At 71.7% G+C, this 17,778-nt stretch carries 17 protein-coding genes; 14 read left to right on the forward strand and 3 right to left on the reverse strand.

Features of this window, described 5'->3' with window-relative positions; genetic code table 11:
• The first annotated feature begins 21 nt into the window (after positions 1 to 21).
• Positions 22 to 303 carry a ribosomal protein L7/L12 gene (locus ACZ6TD_RS12460; RefSeq protein ID WP_471353465.1) on the forward strand — a complete coding sequence of 94 codons (282 nt, stop codon included), beginning with the start codon at positions 22 to 24 and terminating at the stop codon, positions 301 to 303.
• A 31-nt stretch (positions 304 to 334) separates the two neighbouring features.
• Here ACZ6TD_RS12460 and ACZ6TD_RS12465 read toward each other — a convergent pair whose 3' ends face one another.
• Positions 335 to 757, reverse strand: coding sequence for a winged helix-turn-helix transcriptional regulator (locus ACZ6TD_RS12465; protein WP_471353467.1), 423 nt, complete (start codon positions 755 to 757; stop codon positions 335 to 337).
• A 91-nt stretch (positions 758 to 848) separates the two neighbouring features.
• On the opposite strand from ACZ6TD_RS12465, the gene ACZ6TD_RS12470 reads away from it, so the two are divergent.
• A complete protein-coding gene (locus tag ACZ6TD_RS12470) occupies positions 849 to 1,781 on the forward strand; it encodes an NADP-dependent oxidoreductase (RefSeq protein WP_471353468.1) in 933 nt (310 codons plus the stop codon).
• 97 nt (positions 1,782 to 1,878) lie between these two features.
• Here ACZ6TD_RS12470 and ACZ6TD_RS12475 read toward each other — a convergent pair whose 3' ends face one another.
• Entirely contained in the window at positions 1,879 to 2,556 is a 678-nt protein-coding gene (locus tag ACZ6TD_RS12475; RefSeq protein ID WP_471353470.1) for a GntR family transcriptional regulator, read from the reverse strand.
• 158 nt (positions 2,557 to 2,714) lie between these two features.
• On the opposite strand from ACZ6TD_RS12475, the gene ACZ6TD_RS12480 reads away from it, so the two are divergent.
• The 12 genes from ACZ6TD_RS12480 to ACZ6TD_RS12535 all read left to right on the forward strand — a co-directional run bounded on the left by ACZ6TD_RS12480 (position 2,715) and on the right by ACZ6TD_RS12535 (position 17,218).
• Positions 2,715 to 4,103 (forward strand): L-lactate MFS transporter, encoded by a 1,389-nt coding sequence (locus ACZ6TD_RS12480; protein WP_471353472.1) that lies wholly within the window; start codon positions 2,715 to 2,717, stop codon positions 4,101 to 4,103.
• The gene (locus ACZ6TD_RS12485; protein ID WP_471353473.1) at positions 4,100 to 4,222 is read left to right on the forward strand and encodes an MFS transporter small subunit; all 123 of its coding nucleotides are present in this window, start codon (positions 4,100 to 4,102) and stop codon (positions 4,220 to 4,222) included. Before ACZ6TD_RS12480 ends, ACZ6TD_RS12485 begins: the two co-directional genes overlap by 4 nt.
• Positions 4,223 to 4,394: 172 nt before the next feature.
• On the forward strand, positions 4,395 to 6,344 hold the full coding sequence (locus tag ACZ6TD_RS12490) for a molybdopterin oxidoreductase family protein (RefSeq protein ID WP_471353475.1): 1,950 nt from the start codon (positions 4,395 to 4,397) through the stop codon (positions 6,342 to 6,344).
• A 2-nt stretch (positions 6,345 to 6,346) separates the two neighbouring features.
• Complete coding sequence (locus tag ACZ6TD_RS12495; RefSeq protein WP_471353477.1) at positions 6,347 to 8,185, forward strand: NADH-ubiquinone oxidoreductase-F iron-sulfur binding region domain-containing protein; 1,839 nt, start codon at positions 6,347 to 6,349, stop codon at positions 8,183 to 8,185.
• Positions 8,182 to 9,054, forward strand: a complete 873-nt coding sequence (locus ACZ6TD_RS12500) for a 2Fe-2S iron-sulfur cluster-binding protein (RefSeq protein WP_470008510.1) — start codon at positions 8,182 to 8,184, stop codon at positions 9,052 to 9,054. The genes ACZ6TD_RS12495 and ACZ6TD_RS12500 overlap by 4 nt, the downstream gene beginning before the upstream one ends.
• 5 nt (positions 9,055 to 9,059) lie before the next feature.
• Positions 9,060 to 9,932 (forward strand): formate dehydrogenase accessory sulfurtransferase FdhD, encoded by an 873-nt coding sequence (gene fdhD / locus ACZ6TD_RS12505; RefSeq protein WP_471353479.1) that lies wholly within the window; start codon positions 9,060 to 9,062, stop codon positions 9,930 to 9,932.
• 191 nt (positions 9,933 to 10,123) lie between these two features.
• Complete coding sequence (locus ACZ6TD_RS12510; RefSeq protein WP_471353481.1) at positions 10,124 to 10,708, forward strand: TetR/AcrR family transcriptional regulator; 585 nt, start codon at positions 10,124 to 10,126, stop codon at positions 10,706 to 10,708.
• Between the two features lie 146 nt (positions 10,709 to 10,854).
• A complete protein-coding gene (locus ACZ6TD_RS12515) occupies positions 10,855 to 12,285 on the forward strand; it encodes an MFS transporter (protein ID WP_471353483.1) in 1,431 nt (476 codons plus the stop codon).
• Entirely contained in the window at positions 12,282 to 13,040 is a 759-nt protein-coding gene (locus ACZ6TD_RS12520) for an SDR family NAD(P)-dependent oxidoreductase (RefSeq protein ID WP_471353485.1), read from the forward strand. The genes ACZ6TD_RS12515 and ACZ6TD_RS12520 overlap by 4 nt, the downstream gene beginning before the upstream one ends.
• Before the next feature lie 128 nt (positions 13,041 to 13,168).
• The gene (locus ACZ6TD_RS12525; protein WP_471353486.1) at positions 13,169 to 14,473 is read left to right on the forward strand and encodes a serine hydrolase domain-containing protein; all 1,305 of its coding nucleotides are present in this window, start codon (positions 13,169 to 13,171) and stop codon (positions 14,471 to 14,473) included.
• Between the two features lie 46 nt (positions 14,474 to 14,519).
• Positions 14,520 to 14,882, forward strand: a complete 363-nt coding sequence (locus ACZ6TD_RS12530) for a MerR family transcriptional regulator (RefSeq protein ID WP_471353488.1) — start codon at positions 14,520 to 14,522, stop codon at positions 14,880 to 14,882.
• Between the two features lie 347 nt (positions 14,883 to 15,229).
• Positions 15,230 to 17,218 carry an exo-alpha-sialidase gene (locus tag ACZ6TD_RS12535; RefSeq protein ID WP_471353490.1) on the forward strand — a complete coding sequence of 663 codons (1,989 nt, stop codon included), beginning with the start codon at positions 15,230 to 15,232 and terminating at the stop codon, positions 17,216 to 17,218.
• Here the strand turns inward: ACZ6TD_RS12535 and ACZ6TD_RS12540 are convergent.
• Positions 17,215 to 17,673 carry a VOC family protein gene (locus ACZ6TD_RS12540; protein ID WP_471353492.1) on the reverse strand — a complete coding sequence of 153 codons (459 nt, stop codon included), beginning with the start codon at positions 17,671 to 17,673 and terminating at the stop codon, positions 17,215 to 17,217. The two genes, ACZ6TD_RS12535 and ACZ6TD_RS12540, sit on opposite strands and share 4 nt — an antisense overlap.
• Positions 17,674 to 17,778 lie beyond the last annotated feature (105 nt).

Genomic DNA, 17,778 nt, shown 5'->3' on the forward strand with positions numbered 1-17,778 from the left:
CGGCCACTACGATCGCCGATCATGGAGATAGCGGCGTACATCGTGATCGTGGCCCTCGTGCTGCAGTATTCGCTGCTGGGGTCGAGGATTCAGAAGATCCAGCGCAGGGCGGACCGCATCGAGCGCAAGCTGGACCTGATCCTCGGCCACCTGGACATCCAGGTGGCCGAGCCCGGGTTGGAGCGGGTGGCGGCCCTGGTGCGGGAGGGCAAGAAGATCGAGGCCATCAAGGTCTACCGGCAGCTCACCGACGCCGACTTGAAGGAGGCCAAGGACGCGGTCGAGCGCATGGAAGTCGCTTAAGACGTCATCTCATGTCGCTTAAGACGTCATCTCATTGGGTTGCCTCGGTAGGCTGCCGGCCGCGGTGGGGATCGTTGTCGCCATGGGCGACCGGCTCGGGGCCGGCGTCGAGCGCATCGAGCACCGCGTCGCCGTTCGCCCTCGCCCACTCGGTCAGCATGTGGATCGGATCGATCAGCGTCGCCCCGAGCGGGGTGAGCTCGTACTCGACGCGGGGCGGCACCTCGGCGTAGGCGTGGCGGCGGATGAGTCCGCGCGCCTGGAGCCGTCGGAGCGTCTGGGTCAGCATCTTGCGGGAGATGCCGCCGATCAGCTCGATCAGCTCGCCATGGCGCACCGGGCCCTTGCTGAGGCCGTAGAGCACGACCACCGTCCACTTGTCGGCGATCAGCTCGACCGCCAGACGCCCCGGACAGTCGGCGAGAAAGGGATCACCGGGACCGAAACCGCTCATGGCGCCAAAGGTACCTGCGCCAGAGGTACCTGCTGGTTCCTATCGGAAACATAGCCTGGGTTCTCTCCCCCCTTCCCAAGCCAGGAGAGTCATGCGAGTCATCACCCAGCAGAGGCTCGGCGGTCCCGAGGTGCTCACCATCGTGGACGCGCCCGAGCCCCGGCCCCTCCCGACCGAGGTTCTCGTCCGGGTCAAGGCGATCGGGCTGAATCCGCTGGAGGCGCTCCTGCGCTCCGGCGAGTTCCCCCCGCTGCTCGGCCGGCCGCCGTTCATCCTCGGCTGGGACATCAGCGGCGTGGTCGAGGAGGGGCCGCTGACGTATCGGTTCAGGCCCGGCGACGAGGTGTTCGGGATGCCGCTGTTCCCGCGGGCGGCGAGCGCGTACGCCGAGGTCGTGTCGGCGCCGGCGTTGCACCTGGCACACAAGCCGGCGTCGCTCTCGCACGTCGAGGCGTCGGCGCTGCCGGTCGTCGGGCTGACGGCGTGGCAGGGCCTCGTCGACCTCGGCGGCGTGAGCGAGGGTGACCGCGTCCTGGTCCACGGCGGTGGTGGCGGGGTCGGCCACGTCGCGATCCAGATCGCGAAAGCGCTGGGCGCGCACGTGATCGCGACCGCCAGCGGGAGCAAGCGGGAGTTCGTCGAGGGGTTCGGCGCCGACGAGGTGATCGACTACACGGCGGTCGACTTCGCCGGGGCGGTCCGCGACATCGACGTCGTGCTCGACACGATCGGCGGCGACACCGTCGAGCGGTCGCTCGCAGTGCTCCGCCCGGGCGGGCACCTGGTGACGGCGGTCGCCGAGGAGGATGCGGAGCTCGCCGCCACGTACGAGGCGGCCGGTATGCGCTTCAGCGGCATCGCGGTCGACCCCGATCCGGTCGCCCTGCGAGGTCTCGTCGAACTCGTCGAACAGGGCAGGCTCCGGGTCCACGTGCAGGAGACCTTCCCGTTCGAGCGCGTCGCCGACGCGCACCGGCTGCTCGACGGCGGTCACCTCCAGGGCAAGCTCGTCCTCACCCTCTGATCCGGTCGTGGGGCCTCCGCCGATCCGCTCACGACGCGGGCCGCGCCGCCGCGAGCCCGGCAAGCCGCTGGGTCGTAGAGCGGTCCGGCGGATCGGGTCAGGAGCGCTCGCGGTCGTGGTAGGTGCGGCGGGTGTGTTCGGTGTGGGCGCGCATGACGGCCGTGGCGCGGTGTTCGTCGCCGGCGGTGATGGCCGCGATCAGCTCGCGGTGCTCGATCCAGGACTGCTTGCCGCGCTGGCGGGCGACCGGGGTGTAGTACCAGCGGACCCTGCGGTCCACCTGGGCGGCCAGCTCGGACAGGACCGCGTTTCCGGCGAGCCGCATCACCTTGGCGTGGAATTCGGCGTTGGCCGCGACCGCGCCGTCCACATCGTCGTCCAGCACCGCGCGCTCGCCCTTCGCGCACAGGTCCTCCAGGGCGGCGACGCCGGCCTCGTCGGCCCCGGCGGCGGCCAGCCGGGCGGCCTCGGCCTCGAGGAGCGTGCGCACCGTAAGGAGCTGATCGGCCTCCTCCTCGGTGGGCTCGTGGACGAACGCGCCCTGGGCGGGCCGCAGATCGACCCAGCCCTCGGTGTTGAGCCGCTGAAGGGCCTCGCGCACCGGCTGGCGGGACACGCCGAGATGGCCCGCGAGCTCGCTCTCCACGAGGTGCTGGCCGGGGCGGAGGGCGCGGGTGGTGATGAGTTCGAGCAGCGCCTCGTAGACGCGCTCGCGGAGTGGCCCGGGCCGCTCCAGCTTCGGCACCGCGCCGTGCGGCAGTCCCCTGGACAGCATCGCGCCCCCTCTGGCTCGTTGTTCACCTGATGTCCGGATTCACCGGACGCGTGAATTGGTTATTGTCTACAGTTTACTCACCCTGTCCACGCCGCCGACACATCCCAGGTGCCTTGACGTCTAGTCACCGACTCGTTGAATCCTTAAAGTCCGGGCACATGCCCACCAATGATCGTCTAGGCTTGCTCCATCGCTCACGCACTCTGGCCCCACCGGGCTGGAGCCGCTGGCTGGTGCCGCCCGCCGCCCTGTCCGTCCACCTCTCCATCGGCCAGGCTTACGCGTGGAGCGTGTTCAAGCCGCCCCTGGAGTCCTCGCTGGACCTCTCGGGCACGGCCAGCGCGCTCCCCTTCCAACTGGGCATCGTGATGCTCGGCCTGTCCGCCGCCTTCGGCGGCACGCTCGTGGAGCGCAACGGCCCGCGCTGGGCGATGTTCGTCTCCCTCGTCTGCTTCTCCTCCGGCTTCCTCGTCGCCGCGCTCGGCGCCGCCACCAGCCAGTACTGGCTGGTGGTCCTCGGGTACGGCTTCATCGGCGGGATCGGGCTGGGCATCGGCTACATCTCCCCCGTCTCCACGCTGATGAAGTGGTTCCCCGACCGGCCCGGCATGGCCACCGGCATCGCCATCATGGGCTTCGGCGGCGGAGCGCTCATCGCCTCGCCCTGGTCCAGCAAGCTGCTGGAGCACTTCGGCACCGACAGCGGCGGCATCGCCGCCACCTTCCTGGTCCACGGCGTGACCTACGCGGTCTTCATGGCCCTCGGCGTAGCTCTGGTGCGCGTACCCCCCGAGGGCTGGCGGCCCGCCGGCTGGGAACCGCCGCAGGAGCAGGGGCACATGATCAGCACGGCCGACGTCTCCGCGCGCAACGCCATCCGCACCCCGCAGTTCTGGTTCCTGTGGGTGGTGCTGTGCATGAACGTGACGGCGGGCATCGGCATCCTGGAGAAGGCCGCGCCCATGATCGGCGACTATTTCAAGGACACCGACACCCCCGTGTCCGCCACCGCGGCGGCCGGTTTCGTGGCCCTGCTGTCGGCGGCCAACATGGCCGGGCGGCTGCTGTGGTCGTCCACCTCCGACCTCATCGGGCGCAAGAACATGTACCGGGTCTATCTGGGCGTGGGCGCGCTGATGTATCTGGCCATCTCGCAGCTCGGGGACTCCGCCAAGCCCCTGTTCGTGGTGTGCGCCCTGGTGATCCTCTCCTTCTACGGCGGCGGCTTCTCGACCGTTCCGGCGTATCTGAAGGACCTGTTCGGCACCTATCAGGTGGGCGCCATCCACGGCCGGCTGCTCACCGCGTGGTCGGTGGCCGGGGTCCTCGGCCCGTACATCGTCAACAAGGTCGCCGACCACCAGGAGGAGGCGGGGAAGACCGGCCCCGGCCTGTACTCGCTCTCGCTCACCATCATGATCGCGCTGCTGGTCGTCGGCTTCATCGCCAACGAGCTGATACGGCCGGTCCATCCGCGCTTCCACGAACCGGCCCTCGCGGCGGCCGAGTCCGAGGCGGCGCCCGCCGAGAAGGGAGCGGACCGATGACCGAGCCCCCCAGGAACCGCACCGCGCTGACCGTGGCCGCCTGGGCCTGGGTCGTACTGCCCTTCGGGTACGGGGTCTACGAGCTCGTCCGGAAGGCCACCCAGCTCTTCACCGGCTGAGCCCGCTCCACCGTCCGAGGTCCATCACCGCGAAACCGAAGGGGGTTGAGGTGTCGTCCGACTCCTTGACCCTCTTCTCGGGCATACTGTATTCAATATTCAGTCGACGATTCCCGGACGCTCGGTCCCCTCACGTCGCACCGCGCGGCGTGACCGCCGTAAGGAGCCCGTCGTGGCCCGTAACCGCCAGCGCAACCGACAGCAGAAGCAGTACCCGCGGCTGACCCACCCCCTGGTGCGGGACTCCGTGAGCGGAGAGCTCCGCCGTGCCTCCTGGGACGAGGCGCTCAGCCGGGCCGCCGCCGGGTTCCGGGCCGTGACGGCGGCCCACGGGCCCGACGCGTTCGGCATGTTCTCCTGCGCCCGCGCCACCAACGAGATGAACTACGTGGCCCAGAAGTTCACCCGGGTGGTGATCGGCACCAACAACGTCGACTCCTGCAACCGCACCTGTCACGCGCCCAGCGTGGCGGGGCTGTCCGCCGTCTTCGGATCCGGCGGCGGCACCTCGTCGTACGGGGAGGTCGAGGACACCGACCTCATCGTGATGTGGGGCTCCAACGCCCGCTTCGCGCACCCGATCTTCTTCCACCACGTCCTCAAGGGCATCCGCAACGGCGCCCGGATGTACGCCGTCGACCCCCGCCGCACCTCGACCGCCGAATGGGCGGAGAGCTGGCTGGGGCTGAACGTCGGCACCGACATCCCGCTCGCCCACGCCGTGGGCCGCGAGATCATCCACGCGGGGCTCGCCAACCGGGCCTTCATCGAGCGCGCGACCACCGGCTTCGAGGAGTACGCGGCCCATGTGGAGCCCTGGACGCTGAGCGTCGCGGAGAAGGTCACCGGCGTCCCGGCGGACGCCATCCGCGATCTCGCGCACGCCTACGCCACCGCCGAGCGCGCCCAGTTGTGCTGGACGCTGGGCATCACCGAGCACCACAACGGCACCGACAACGTCCGGGCGCTGATCAATCTCTCCCTGCTGACCGGCCATGTCGGCCGGTACGGCTGCGGGCTCCAGCCGCTGCGCGGCCAGAACAACGTGCAGGGCGGCGGCGACATGGGCGCCATCCCCAACCGGCTGCCCGGCTTCCAGGACATCCTGGACCCGCCCGTCCGGTCCAAGTTCGAGCGCGCCTGGGACGTGGTCATCCAGCCGCGCTACGGGCTGAACCTCACCGAGATGTTCGAGGCCATGGAGGCGGGCGAACTGCGCGCCGTCTACTGCATCGGCGAGAACCCGGCCCAGTCCGAGGCCGACACCGAACAGGCCGTTAGGCGGCTGGAGTCGCTGGAGCACCTGGTGGTGCAGGACATCTTCCTCACCAGGACCGCCGAGCTGGCCGATGTGGTGCTCCCGGCGACCGCCGGCTGGTGCGAGACGGAGGGCACCACCACCAACAGCGAGCGGCGCGTCCAGCGGGTGCGCAAGGCCGTGGAGCCGCCGGGCGAGGCGCGCGAGGACATCGACATCATCTGCGAGCTGGCGCGGCGGCTCGGCCACGACTGGAAGTTCGAGGGCGCGGAGCAGGTCTGGAACGAGCTGCGCGACGTCTCCCCGGACCACTTCGGCATGACCTACGAGCGGCTGGAGGAGCACCAGGGCATCCAGTGGCCCTGCCCGAGCACCGACCGCCTCGAGCCCACCTATCTGCACAGCCGCCTGTGGGAGAGCGATCCGGCGCTGCGCGGCCCGCTCGCCCCCTTCGGTCCGGTGAAGCACGATCCGCCGGTCGATCTGACCGATGACGCCTTTCCGATCCGGCTCACCACGGGGCGGCGCCTGGACTCGTACAACACCGGGGTGCAGAGCGGGGGTTTCGCCTCTCCGCTGCGGCGCGGCGAGTACATCGAGCTGTGCCCGGAGGACGCGGCCCGCTACCGGGTGGAGGCCGAGGAGCGGGTGCGGGTCACCTCGCGGCGCGGTTCGGTGGTGGCGCCGGTGTGGATCGATCCCGGGCTGCGGCCGGGGCTCGCCTTCATGACCATGCACTTCCCCGACGAGGTGGACACCAACTCCCTGACGATCGAGGCGAACTGCCCCATCGCGGGGACGGCGGAGTTCAAGGCGTCGGCCATAAGGATCGAGAAGATTCCCGTGACCGCCGTAAGGAGCTGATCGTGGATCTGCGGTTCGGTGACAGCAAGCCCACGGACGAGGAGCGGGCGGCGGTCGACGCGCTGCTCGGCCCGCCGGAGTCCGCCTGGGAGGGCGCGGACGACCGTACGGACACGGATCTGCGCTGGGCGCGCGGTGGCCGCGAGGCACGGGAGCGGCGGGATCTGCTGTTGCCCGGGCTGCACGCCCTCAACGACCGGGTGGGCTGGATCAGCGAGGGCGGCCTGGACTATCTGTGCCGTCGGCTGACGGTCCCTCCGGCGGAGGGCTACGGCGTGGCGACCTTCTACGCGATGTTCGCGGTGAAACCCCGTCCGGCGACCGTCGTCCACGTCTGTACGGATCTGGCGTGCGCGGCCCGGGGCTCCGCCCAGGTGTGCGCTGAGCTCGAACGGGACGTGGGCCCGGCGGGTTCGGCGGGGTCCGGGGCCGTCTGGCAGCCCAGCCCGTGCCTGGGCCTGTGCGAGCGCGCCCCGGCGGCCCTGGCGATCCGCGCGGGCGAGGTCCCTCAGGCCGCGGTCGTCGCCCCCGCCACCGCCGAGGCGGTCGCCGACGCGGCGTCGGCGCCGCACGAGGCGGCGGCCGAGCCGCCCGCGGTGGCCGCGGTCCCCCAGGCCGGCGCCGAGGGCCTGGTGCTGCTGCGCCGGGTCGGGGTGGTGGACCCGGGGTCGCTGGACGACTACCGCGCCCACGGCGGATACGCCGCGCTGCGGCGCGCGTTCGCGCTCGGGCCCGCCGGGGTGATCCGGGAGGTGACCGAGGCGGGTCTGGTCGGCCGGGGCGGGGCCGCGTTCCCGACCGGGCGGAAGTGGTCGGCCACCGCCCAGCAGCCCGACCATCCGCACTATCTGGTCTGCAACGCCGACGAGAGCGAACCGGGCACGTTCAAGGACCGGGTCCTGATGGAGGGCGATCCCTACGCCCTCATCGAGGCCATGACCGTCGCGGGCTACGCCACCGGGGCCCACCGCGGCTATCTGTACCTGCGCGGCGAGTACCCCCGCGCGCTGCGCCGGCTGCGCACCGCCATCGACCGGGCCCGGGCCCGTGGCTTCCTCGGTGAGGACGTCATGGGCCAGGGGTTCGCGTTCGACATCGAGATCCGGCGCGGCGCGGGCGCGTACATCTGCGGCGAGGAGACCGCGATCTTCAACTCGATCGAGGGGCGGCGCGGTGAACCGCGCAGCAAACCGCCGTTCCCGGTCGAGAAGGGGCTGTTCGGTAAGCCGACCGCGGTCAACAACGTGGAGACGCTGGTCAATGTGTTGCCGATTCTGATCGAGGGCGCGCAGGCGTATGCGCGTACCGGCACCGGCACCTCGACCGGCACCAAGCTGTTCTGCGTCTCCGGCACGGTCGCCCGGCCCGGCGTCTACGAGCTGCCGTTCGGGGCGACGCTGCGGGAGCTGCTGGAGCTCGCGGGGCCGCCCGAGGCTCTGCGCGCGGTACTGCTCGGCGGCGCCGCGGGCGGATTCGTGCGCCCCGACGAGCTGGACGTCCCGCTGACCTTCGAGGGCACGCGCGCCGCGGGCACCACGCTCGGCTCGGGAGTGGTGCTGGTGCTGGACGAAGGCGTCGAGCTGCCCCGCATCCTGCTGCGCATCGCGGAGTTCTTCCGCGACGAGTCCTGCGGCCAGTGCGTCCCCTGCCGGGTGGGCACCGTACGGCAGGAGGAGGCGCTGCACCGGCTCAAGGACCGTACGGGCGCCGCCGCGGCCGGGGACATCGCGCTGCTGCGCGAGGTCGGCCAGGCCATGCGGGACGCCTCGATCTGCGGTCTGGGCCAGACCGCCTGGAACGCCGTGGAGTCCGCCATCGACCGCCTGGGAGCCTTCAAGTGACCGCGATACCGCTGCGACCCCCGCGCCGACTGGTCGACCTCACCCTGGACGGCGAGCCGGTCCGCGCCCCGGAGGGCAGCACCCTGCTGGACGCCTGCCACGCCGCGGGCAAGGACATCCCGACCCTGTGTCAGGGCGACACGCTCACTCCGAAGAACGCCTGCCGGGTGTGCGTGGTGGAGGTGGAGGGCGCCCGCACCCTCGCCCCCGCCTGCTCCCGCCGGGTGGAGCAGGGCATGGAGGTGCGCACGGACACCGAGCGGGCCCGGCACAGCCGTAAGGTCGTCCTGGAGCTGCTGGCGTCCTCCACCGATCTGTCCACGACCCCGCGCGCCGCCGAGTGGATCGAGGAGTACGGGGCCGAGCCGGACCGCTTCGGCGCGGACGCCGCCCGGGTGGACGAGGAGCCCAAGGTCGACAATGACCTGTACGTCCGCGACTACGACAAATGCATCCTCTGCTACAAGTGCGTGGACGCCTGTGGTGAGCAGTGGCAGAACACCTTCGCGATCGCGGTCGCGGGCCGCGGCTTCGACGCCCGGATCTCCACCGAGCACGACGCGCCGCTCACCGACTCCGCGTGTGTCTACTGCGGCAACTGCATCGAGGTGTGCCCGACCGGCGCGCTGAGCTTCAAGACGGAGTTCGACATGCGGGCGGCCGGGACGTGGGACGAGGCGGCCCAGACGGAGACGACCACGGTGTGCGCCTACTGTGGTGTGGGCTGCAATCTCACCCTCCACGTGCAGGAGAATGAGATCGTGAAGGTCACCTCGCCGCACGACAATCCCGTCACGCACGGGAACCTGTGCATCAAGGGCCGTTTCGGGTACCAGCACGTACAGAACCACGCACAGAACCGGGATTGATCGACATGGGACGGGTCACCGAGCGACGCCGCGTCATCCGCATCCGGGACGGGGTGGTCAGCACCCGGTCGGACACCCTCGTGGCGGAGGAGCCGCTGGAGATCCGGCTGAACGGGAAACCGCTGGCCATCACCATGCGCACACCGGGCGACGACTTCGCCCTCGCCGCCGGGTTCCTGGTGAGCGAGGGCGTCCTCGGGCGCGCGGACGAGCTGGCGAACATCGTCTACTGCGCGGGCGCCACCCAGGACGGATCCAACACCTACAACGTGGTGGACGTGACGCTGGCCCCGGGCGTGCCGGTCCCGGACATCACCCTCGAGCGCAATGTCTACACGACCTCGTCCTGCGGGCTGTGCGGCAAGGCCAGCCTGGACGCCGTGCGGACGACCGCGCGCTGGCCGCTGGCGGACGGCCTCGAGGACGCCGGGGGCCCGGGCCCTGCCGTCCGGATCGAGCCGGAGACGCTCTCCGTGCTCCCGGACCGGCTCCGCGCGGCACAGCGCGTCTTCGACCGGACCGGCGGTCTGCACGCGGCGGCGCTGTTCACCCCGGACGGTGAGCTGCTGGACCTGCGGGAGGACGTGGGGCGGCACAACGCGGTGGACAAGCTGGTGGGGCGGGCGCTCCAGCAGGGCCTGCTGCCGCTGTCCGGGTCGGTGCTGATGGTCTCGGGGCGCGCCTCCTTCGAGCTGGCGCAGAAGGCCGTGATGGCGGGGATCCCGGTGCTGGCGGCGGTGTCGGCGCCCTCCTCGCTGGCGGTGGATCTCGCGGCGGAGACGGGGCTGACCCTGGTCGGCTTCCTCCGCGGCACCTCGATGAACGTGTACGCGGGCGAGCAGCGGCTCGCCCTGCGGACAGCGGTCGGCGGGGCCTGAGGAGCGGTCCGCCCGCTGCACGGGTTGGCGGGCCGGCCGACGGGGAGCGCCCCCTGCGTCGGCCGGCCCCTACCGGGCCAGGTAGCCCCGTTGCCGCGCAGCCCCGCAGTCTCGTCCATACGTTCCGCGTCCGGGCCTTCACTCGAAAGTGTTCTTGACCGCTCGTTCTGGTTAGGTGCTAGGGTTGAGCCATGGCCAGAACGAAGGAATTCGATCCAGAGGCCGCCCTGCAGTCGGCTCTCGAGCTGTTCTGGCAGCGCGGCTATGAAGCGACCTCGATGGCGGACCTCGTCGACCATCTCGGCATCGGCCGCGCCAGTATCTACGCGACCTTCGGCAGCAAGCACGAGCTGTACCTGAAGGCCATGGACCGCTATGCGGAGTCGCGCGACCCGTCCCTGCTGGCCGAGCTGTCCCAGCCCGGCCCGGCGCTGCCCGCAGTGCGGGCGGTGGTGCGCCGTTTCGCCGAGGAGGCCGCCTCTCCGGAGATGCGGCTGGCCGGCTGCCTGGTGACCAACACGGCGGCCGAGCTGGCGCCGCACGACCCGGCGGCGGCCCGCCGGGTGGAGCTCAGCTGGGACCGCGTGGAGACCCCGCTGTGCTCCGCGCTGATACGGGCCCAGGCCCAGGGGGAGCTCCCCGAGGACCGCGACCCCCGTGCGCTGGCGCGGATGCTGTTCGTGCTGCTGCAGGGGCTGCGGGTGGTCGGCAAGGCGTCGGACGACCCGGCCCGGGTGCGGGACGCGGCGGAGCAGGCGCTGGCACTGCTGGACTGATCTCCATGGCCTGACCTGTTCGGGCTCACCTCTCACCCTCCACAGCCCATCGACCCGGGGCCCCACCACATCACGATCACGGGAGTCACGCAGAGCCCATTCGCATGCCCGCATATTAAAACGATCGGTCAAATATTGGGGAAGAGATGACCGTCACCGACACCCCGTGCGACACCGGCACCAGGACCGGCACCGGCACAGACCCCGCCACCACGACCCGCCATCGCCGGGCCTTCGCCCTGCTCGGCTCCGTCCAGATCACCCTGATCTTCACCCTCGCGGCGATCGCCGTGCCGCTGCCCGAAATCGGCCGCGCCTTCGGCCTGGAGCGGGCCGATCTGATCCTGCTCAGCGCCGCCTATGGGCTGACCTTCGCCGGACTGCTGCTCTTCGGTGGGCGCCTCTCCGACCGCTACGGCGGGCGGCGCGCCCTCACCGCCGGGCTCATCCTCTTCGCCGCCGCCTCGGCCGCCGCCCCGTTCGCCCCCGGCATCGGGACCCTGCTCGCGGCCCGGTTCGCCCAGGGCGCGGGGGCGGCCCTGACAGCGCCCGCCGCCATGGGCGTGCTGCGTGCCGTCTTCCCCGCTCCCACCGCCTACGGCAAGGCGATGGCCACCTGGGGCGGGCTCTCCGTGCTCGGGGCGACCGCGGGCAATCTGCTCTCCGGCGTGATAGCCGAGCTGCTGTCCTGGCGCTGGAGCTTCGCCGTACCGCTGGCGGTGGCCGTGGCCGCCCTCGTCCTCGCGCCCCGGCTGCTGCCGGACACCCCGCCGAGCCGGGGCCGGGCGCTCGATCTGCCGGGCGCGCTGCTGGCCACGGCCGGGATCACGCTCGCCAGCTACGGGCTCGTGGTCACCGACGCCCGGCCCTGGTCGTCGGCCGGGGTGCTGGTGCCCCTGCTCATCGGGGCCGCGCTGCTCATCGCGTTCTGGTACGCCGAGCGCCGGGCGGGCGATCCGCTGCTGCCGCCGCGCTTCCTGCTGGACCGGCGGCGGGCGCTCGCCCTCGCGGCCATCGCGTTCAGCGCCTGCGCGACCGCGATGACCTTTGTGACCCTCTCACTCCATCTCCAGCAGGAGCGTGACTGGTCGCCGCTGCGGACCTCGGCCGCCTTTGTCCCGTTCGCCATCGCCCTGTTCACCTCGGGCCGGGCGGCCGGGCCACTGATAGCCCGCTTCGGCCCCCGTGTCGTCACCGCCGCCGGGCTGGCCACGGCCGGGGCCGGGCTGGTGCTGCTCGCCCTCACCGGGCTCGACCCGCACACCCCGTACGCCTCCGCGCTGCTGCCGGGGCTGGTGCTGCTGCCGGCCGGTGCCGCCGCCTCCTTCGCCGGGGCCGCCGTGCTCACCACCAACGGGGTGCCGCATGAGCGGACCGGGCTCGCGGGCGGGGTGCTGAACACGGCGATGGAGCTCGGCCCGACCGTGGTCTTCGCCATCGTGCTCACCTTCGGCAGCGATGCCGTCTCCCTCGCCGCGACGGGGGCCGCGCTCGCCCTCGTCGCCGCCCTGAACCTCCGCGTCCAGCGGAGCCGTCCCTCCCGTCCCTCCTCTCTTCCTCAAGGAGCCACGCAGTGAACCGCTTCACCGGAAAGACCGCCCTCGTCACCGGAGCGGGCACCGGTCTCGGCCGTGCCATCGCGCTCGCCTTCGCCGCCGAAGGCGCCTCCGTGGTGGCCGCGGGCCGCACCGCATCCACCCTGGCCGAGACGGTCCGCCTCATCGAGGCCGCCGATGGCCGGGCCACCGCGGTGACCGCCGATGTGACCGACTCCGGCCAGTTGCGGGAGCTGGTGCACTCCGCCGTCGACCGCTTCGGCGGACTGGACATCGCCGTCAACAACGCCGGGATACTGCGCGGCAAGGGGCCCGTCGGTGAGGTCAGCGAGGAGGACTGGGAGGCGGTGCTGCGCACCAATGTCACCGGTGTCTGGCTGGCCATGAAGCACCAGATCGCGCACATGAAGGAGCACGGCGGCGGGGCGATCGTCAATGTCTCCTCCAACCTCGGGGCCCACCTGCGGGTTTCGGGCCTCGGCGCCTACAGCACCTCCAAGGCGGCGGTCGCCACGCTGACCCGGATCGCCGCGCTCGACCACATCCATCAGGGCATCCGGATCAACGCGGTCAGCCCCGGCGCCTCCGACGGACCCATGTCGCTGCTGCCCGGTGAGACCGAGGCCGACCGCGCCGAGCGGGCGAAGAGCGAGACTCCGCTGGGCCGGGTCGCGGAGGCGGACGAGATCGCGGCGGCCGTGCTCTACCTCGCCTCACCGGCGGCGGGCGCCGTGGTCGGCACGGATCTCGTGGTGGACAGCGGCTCGTCGGCCTGACCGGCCCCGAGCACCCGGCCGAAGCCCGGCAGGAGCCCGACAGGAGCCCGGCCATGGGGCTGTCCCCACCCGAACCCGGGGGCTTGCCGCATGGCCGGGGCGCCACCGCCCCCGGAAGCTGGTGAGACATGAACGCACCCACGAAGCGCCCTCGTTTACGCCTCGTCACGGCCGCCGCCGCCACCGCCGCCCTCCTCGGCGGCGCGGCCGTCGTCCCGGCCGCCGCCACCACGGCACCGCACGTCGGCCCCGCCTCCTCCGCCACCTCGTCCCCCGGCTCCGCCGACTCCTCCACCTCCGCCGGCCACCGGCTCACCGAGGCCGAGTTGCGGCGCGCGGTGGCCCGGACGCTGGAGGACGCCGGGTTCGTCGGCATCACCGTGGAGGTGCGCGACGGGCACCGCCGGATCCACGCCCGCGCGGGCGAGGCGGAGCGCGACACCGGCCGCCCCATGCCGTACGGGGCGCACTACCGGGCCGCGAGCGTGACCAAGTCCTTCGTGGCCACCGTCGTCCTCCAACTGGTCGCCGAGGGGCGGCTCTCGCTGAGCGATCCGGTGGACAGGTGGCTGCCGGGCGTGGTGAGCGGCAATGGCAACGACGGCCGCCGGATCACCGTCAGGAATCTGCTCCAGCACACCAGCGGCATCCACAACTACTCCTACAGCGAGGACACCGGCGGCTCGGCGGCGGACTTCGAGCGGACCCGGTTCGACCATGTCTCCCCCGAGCAGGTGGTCGCCGGGGCGATGAAGCACCGGCCCGACTTCCCGCCCGCCCCGGCCGATGACCCGAAGCCCGACTGGAACTACTCCAACCCCGGCTATGTCCTCGCCGGAATGATCATCCAGAAGGTCACCGGCCGCGCATGGCCGGAGGAGGTCCGCGACCGCGTCATCCGCCCGCTGGGTCTGACCGGCACCTATGAGCCCGGGGACGATCCACGGATCAAGGCCCCGTACGCGCATACGTATCAGCGCTTCCCCGGCTCCGGTCCTGGCACCTGGACGGACACCACACTGCGGAACGTCTCCTGGGGCGGTGCGGCCGGTTCGCTCATCAGCACCGACCGCGATCTGGACCGGTTCTACACCGCACTGCTGAGCGGCCGCCTGCTGCCCCCGGCGCAGCTCGCCGAGATGCGCCGGACCGTCCCCGTCGGACCGGACTTCGAGGTGGCCTTCCCGCACGCCCAGTACGGGCTCGGGATGATACGGCAGCCGCTCAGCTGCGGCGGCTACCGCTGGGGCCACGGCGGCGACCTTGAAGGGGCCACGGTGCGCGCCGGCTTCACCGAGGGCGGGCGGCGCTCGGTGACCATCAGCTCCAGCGGCAAGACCGCCGATGACGAGCAGATACTTCGGGCCGAGGGAGCCCTTCAGGGCCTCATCGACCGCGTGCTGTGCGAGGGGATCGGAGGCCGTAAACTCTGACACACATTGGAGGGTTCGGAGAGTTTTAGCCGCGAGGAGGAGGCCCATGCGGATCGGCGAGCTGTCCCGCCGCACCGGGGTGAGCGAACGGCTGCTGCGCTACTACGAACAGCAGGGCCTTCTCCGGCCCGAGCGGCTGCCCAGCGGCTATCGCGCGTACCGCGCGTCCGACGTGGCGGCGGTGCGGCGCATCCGCGCGCTGCTGGCGGCCGGGCTGACGACGGCGACCATCTCCCAGGTCCTGCCCTGTCTCCGCGACGACGGTGAGCACCTCGTGCCCACCTGCCCGGATCTGCTGGGCGAACTGCGGGCCGAGCGGGACCGGATGACCTCGGCCATCGAGGAGCTCGAGCTGTCCCGGTCGCTGCTGGACCGGGTCATCACGGCGGGCCAGACGGCCATGGGCTGACCGAAGCGGGGCACCGTCCGGGGGCGGGCACCATCCAGGGGCGGGCACCGTCCGGGGGCGGGCACCATCCAGGGGCGGACGCCATCCGGACGCGGGCGCCGTCCGGGGGCGGGCGCCGTCCCCCTCGCGCCCCGCCCTCACCCCAACTGGCGCAGTGTCACGAGGATATGACGCACGGTCCTTGTCCCGGACGACCGCAGGACGAGACACTTTCAGCCGCAGTCATGTGTGAGACATGGGATGTCTTGATGTCCTGACGGCATGATGCCTCATGGCGTGATGCCCGACGGCCTCGACGTCCAGATGCCGATGCCTCGACGAGGCAGTCTGAAGGGCAGGCCGTGACCATGGCGTCAGTTCTCCGCACACGTCCCCGCACCAGACCGCCCCGCTCCCGTACCAGACCGTGGCGGCGCCGCGCCTCCGTGCTCCTCACCGCCGCGGCGCTGGCCCTGATCCCGCTTCCGGTACGGGCCGCGGACACGGATTCCTCCGCGTCCGCGGCCCGCGCCGACTCCGGCTTCGAACAACAGGTCCTCTTCAAGTCCGCCCAGGAACAGGGCTACTCCTGCTTCCGGATCCCGGCGGTCGTCAAGGCCAAGGACGGCACCCTGCTCGCCTTCGCCGAGGGCCGGGTCGACAACTGCGGTGACGCCGGGGACATCGACCTCGTCCTCAAGCGCTCCACCGACGGCGGCCGGACCTGGGGCCCGCTCCAGGTGGTCAACGAGGGCGCCGGTGACACCCACGGCAACCCCGCGCCCATCGTGGACCAGCGCACCGGCCGCATCGTGCTCGCCAGCACCTACAACACCGGCCGCGACGACTCCCAGAGCTGCGACGTCCCCTGTGACCGCTCCCCGCACCTCCAGTACAGCGACGACAACGGCGCCACCTGGTCGGCCCCGCGCGATCTGAGCTCCTCGCTGATGCCGGCCCAGTGGAACTCCTGGTACGCCACCGGCCCCGTCCACGGCATCCAGCTCCAGCGCGGACGCCACAAGGGCCGTCTCGTCTTCACCCTCAACACCGAGAGCTTCAGCGGCGGCCGCATCACCGACAACCACGCCGCGCTCGCCTACAGCGACGACGGCGGCAACCGCTGGCGCATCGGCGCGGTGGACAGCTACCCGCTCGCGGAGGACGGCACCTTCCGCCAGAAGCCGTCCGAGATGACGCTGGTGGAGCGCGCTGACGGCTCGATCTACGTGAGCGGCCGGGAGCAGGACGGCACCGATCTCGGCCACCGCGACTACGCCATCAGCCGGGACGGCGGCCAGAGCTTCGCCGCGCCCTTCCGCACCATCCCCGATCTGCCCACCCCCCAGGTGCAGGGTTCGATCCTGCGGCTGCGCGACCCGGCCCGCGACGGCTACAGCCGACTGCTCTTCTCCGCCCCCGCCGACCCCGACCGCCGCCGCACCATGATGGTCCGCTCCTCCTGGGACGAGGCCCGCACCTGGGACGGTGTCGACCGCGGCAAGGTCGTCACCACCGACTGGTCCGGTTACTCCGACATGGTCGCGATCTCCCGCGACACGGTGGGGCTGCTGTACGAGGGCGGTGCGGTGGACGCCCGTGACGAGATCCGCTTCGCCCGCTTCACCGAGGACTGGCTGGGCTCCCGCCAGGCCCCCTCCCCCACCACCGACGACCGCGCGCCCGGCGCCCGGTCCGCGACCGTGCTCGGCGGCCCGGCCACGCGCGACGACGGCCGCTTCGGCGACGCGCTGTCCTTCGACGGCACGGACGACGCCGTACGGGTCCCGTACCGGAACACCCTGCCGCTGGGCACCCGCGACTTCACCGTGAGCCTGTGGTTCCGCTACTCGGCCGCCTCCGGGCAGCATCCGTTCCTGTGGATGGGCGGCATCGGCAACAAACAACCGCAGGTCTGGCTGCGGGGTGAGCCCGGGAACAACCGGATCCGGGCGCTGATGACCACGGTCAACGGCTTCGCCACCTTCACCAGCGCCTCGGTGTCCACCGACGCCGCGTACAACGACGGGCAGTGGCACCACCTCGCCCTGGTCCGCGGCGGCGGACGGCTCTCCCTCACCGTGGACGGCGGCACCGCGGTCACCGCCCCCGACGCCCCGGGCACCGTGAGCCGCACCGCGCCCTTCGGCCTCCACCTCGGCCAGGCCGTGGACAGCCGCTCCCATATGACGGGCGATCTCGATGAGTTCCGCCTGTACGCCCGCGCCCTGTCCGACACCGAACTGCGCCGCGTCCGCGAGTTCAACGCCCCGCTCGACGACCCCCACTCCGGCACCCTCGTCCGCCTCCCCCTCGACCGGGTGCGGCCATCCCACAACTCGTCACGCCACAGCTAGACAACACAGAACTCATTGCCCTCCGGGTCCTGGAGCAGCACCGCGTAGTGCTCCATCCCCGGCTCGTCCATGATCCGCAGGACCGTGGCTCCGGCATCCTTCAGCCGGTCCACGGTCGCGGTGACGCGCTCGGTGCGGACCGCGAGGGGCACATCCCGCCCACCGCCCACCTTCAGATCGAGATGCAGCCGGTTCTTGGTCACCTTGGACTCCGGAACCTGCTGGAACCACACCCGCGGCCCCTTCCCCTCCGGATCCACGATGGACTCCGCGGTCTCCCCGGTCCCCGGGGGCAGCTCCTCCTCGGGCACCCCCATGTCCGCCCAGTACTCCCGCCAGGTGGCGTGGCCACCGGGCGGGGGCTCGGGCACATAGCCCAGGGCCTCGGCCCAGAAGGCCACCATCCGGCGTGGCTCGGCACAGTCGATGGTCAGCTGCAGCGTGAGCGTCGTCATGTCCGGAGCTTCCCAGAGGGGTCTGACAACGAGGCCCGCGAAGGGTGCATCCCGCGGGGATGCCCGGCGGATCGTGTCGCCTGCGGCTGGCTGATCCCCTCCCCG

It is taken from the genome of Streptomyces yongxingensis, from assembly GCF_055597465.1.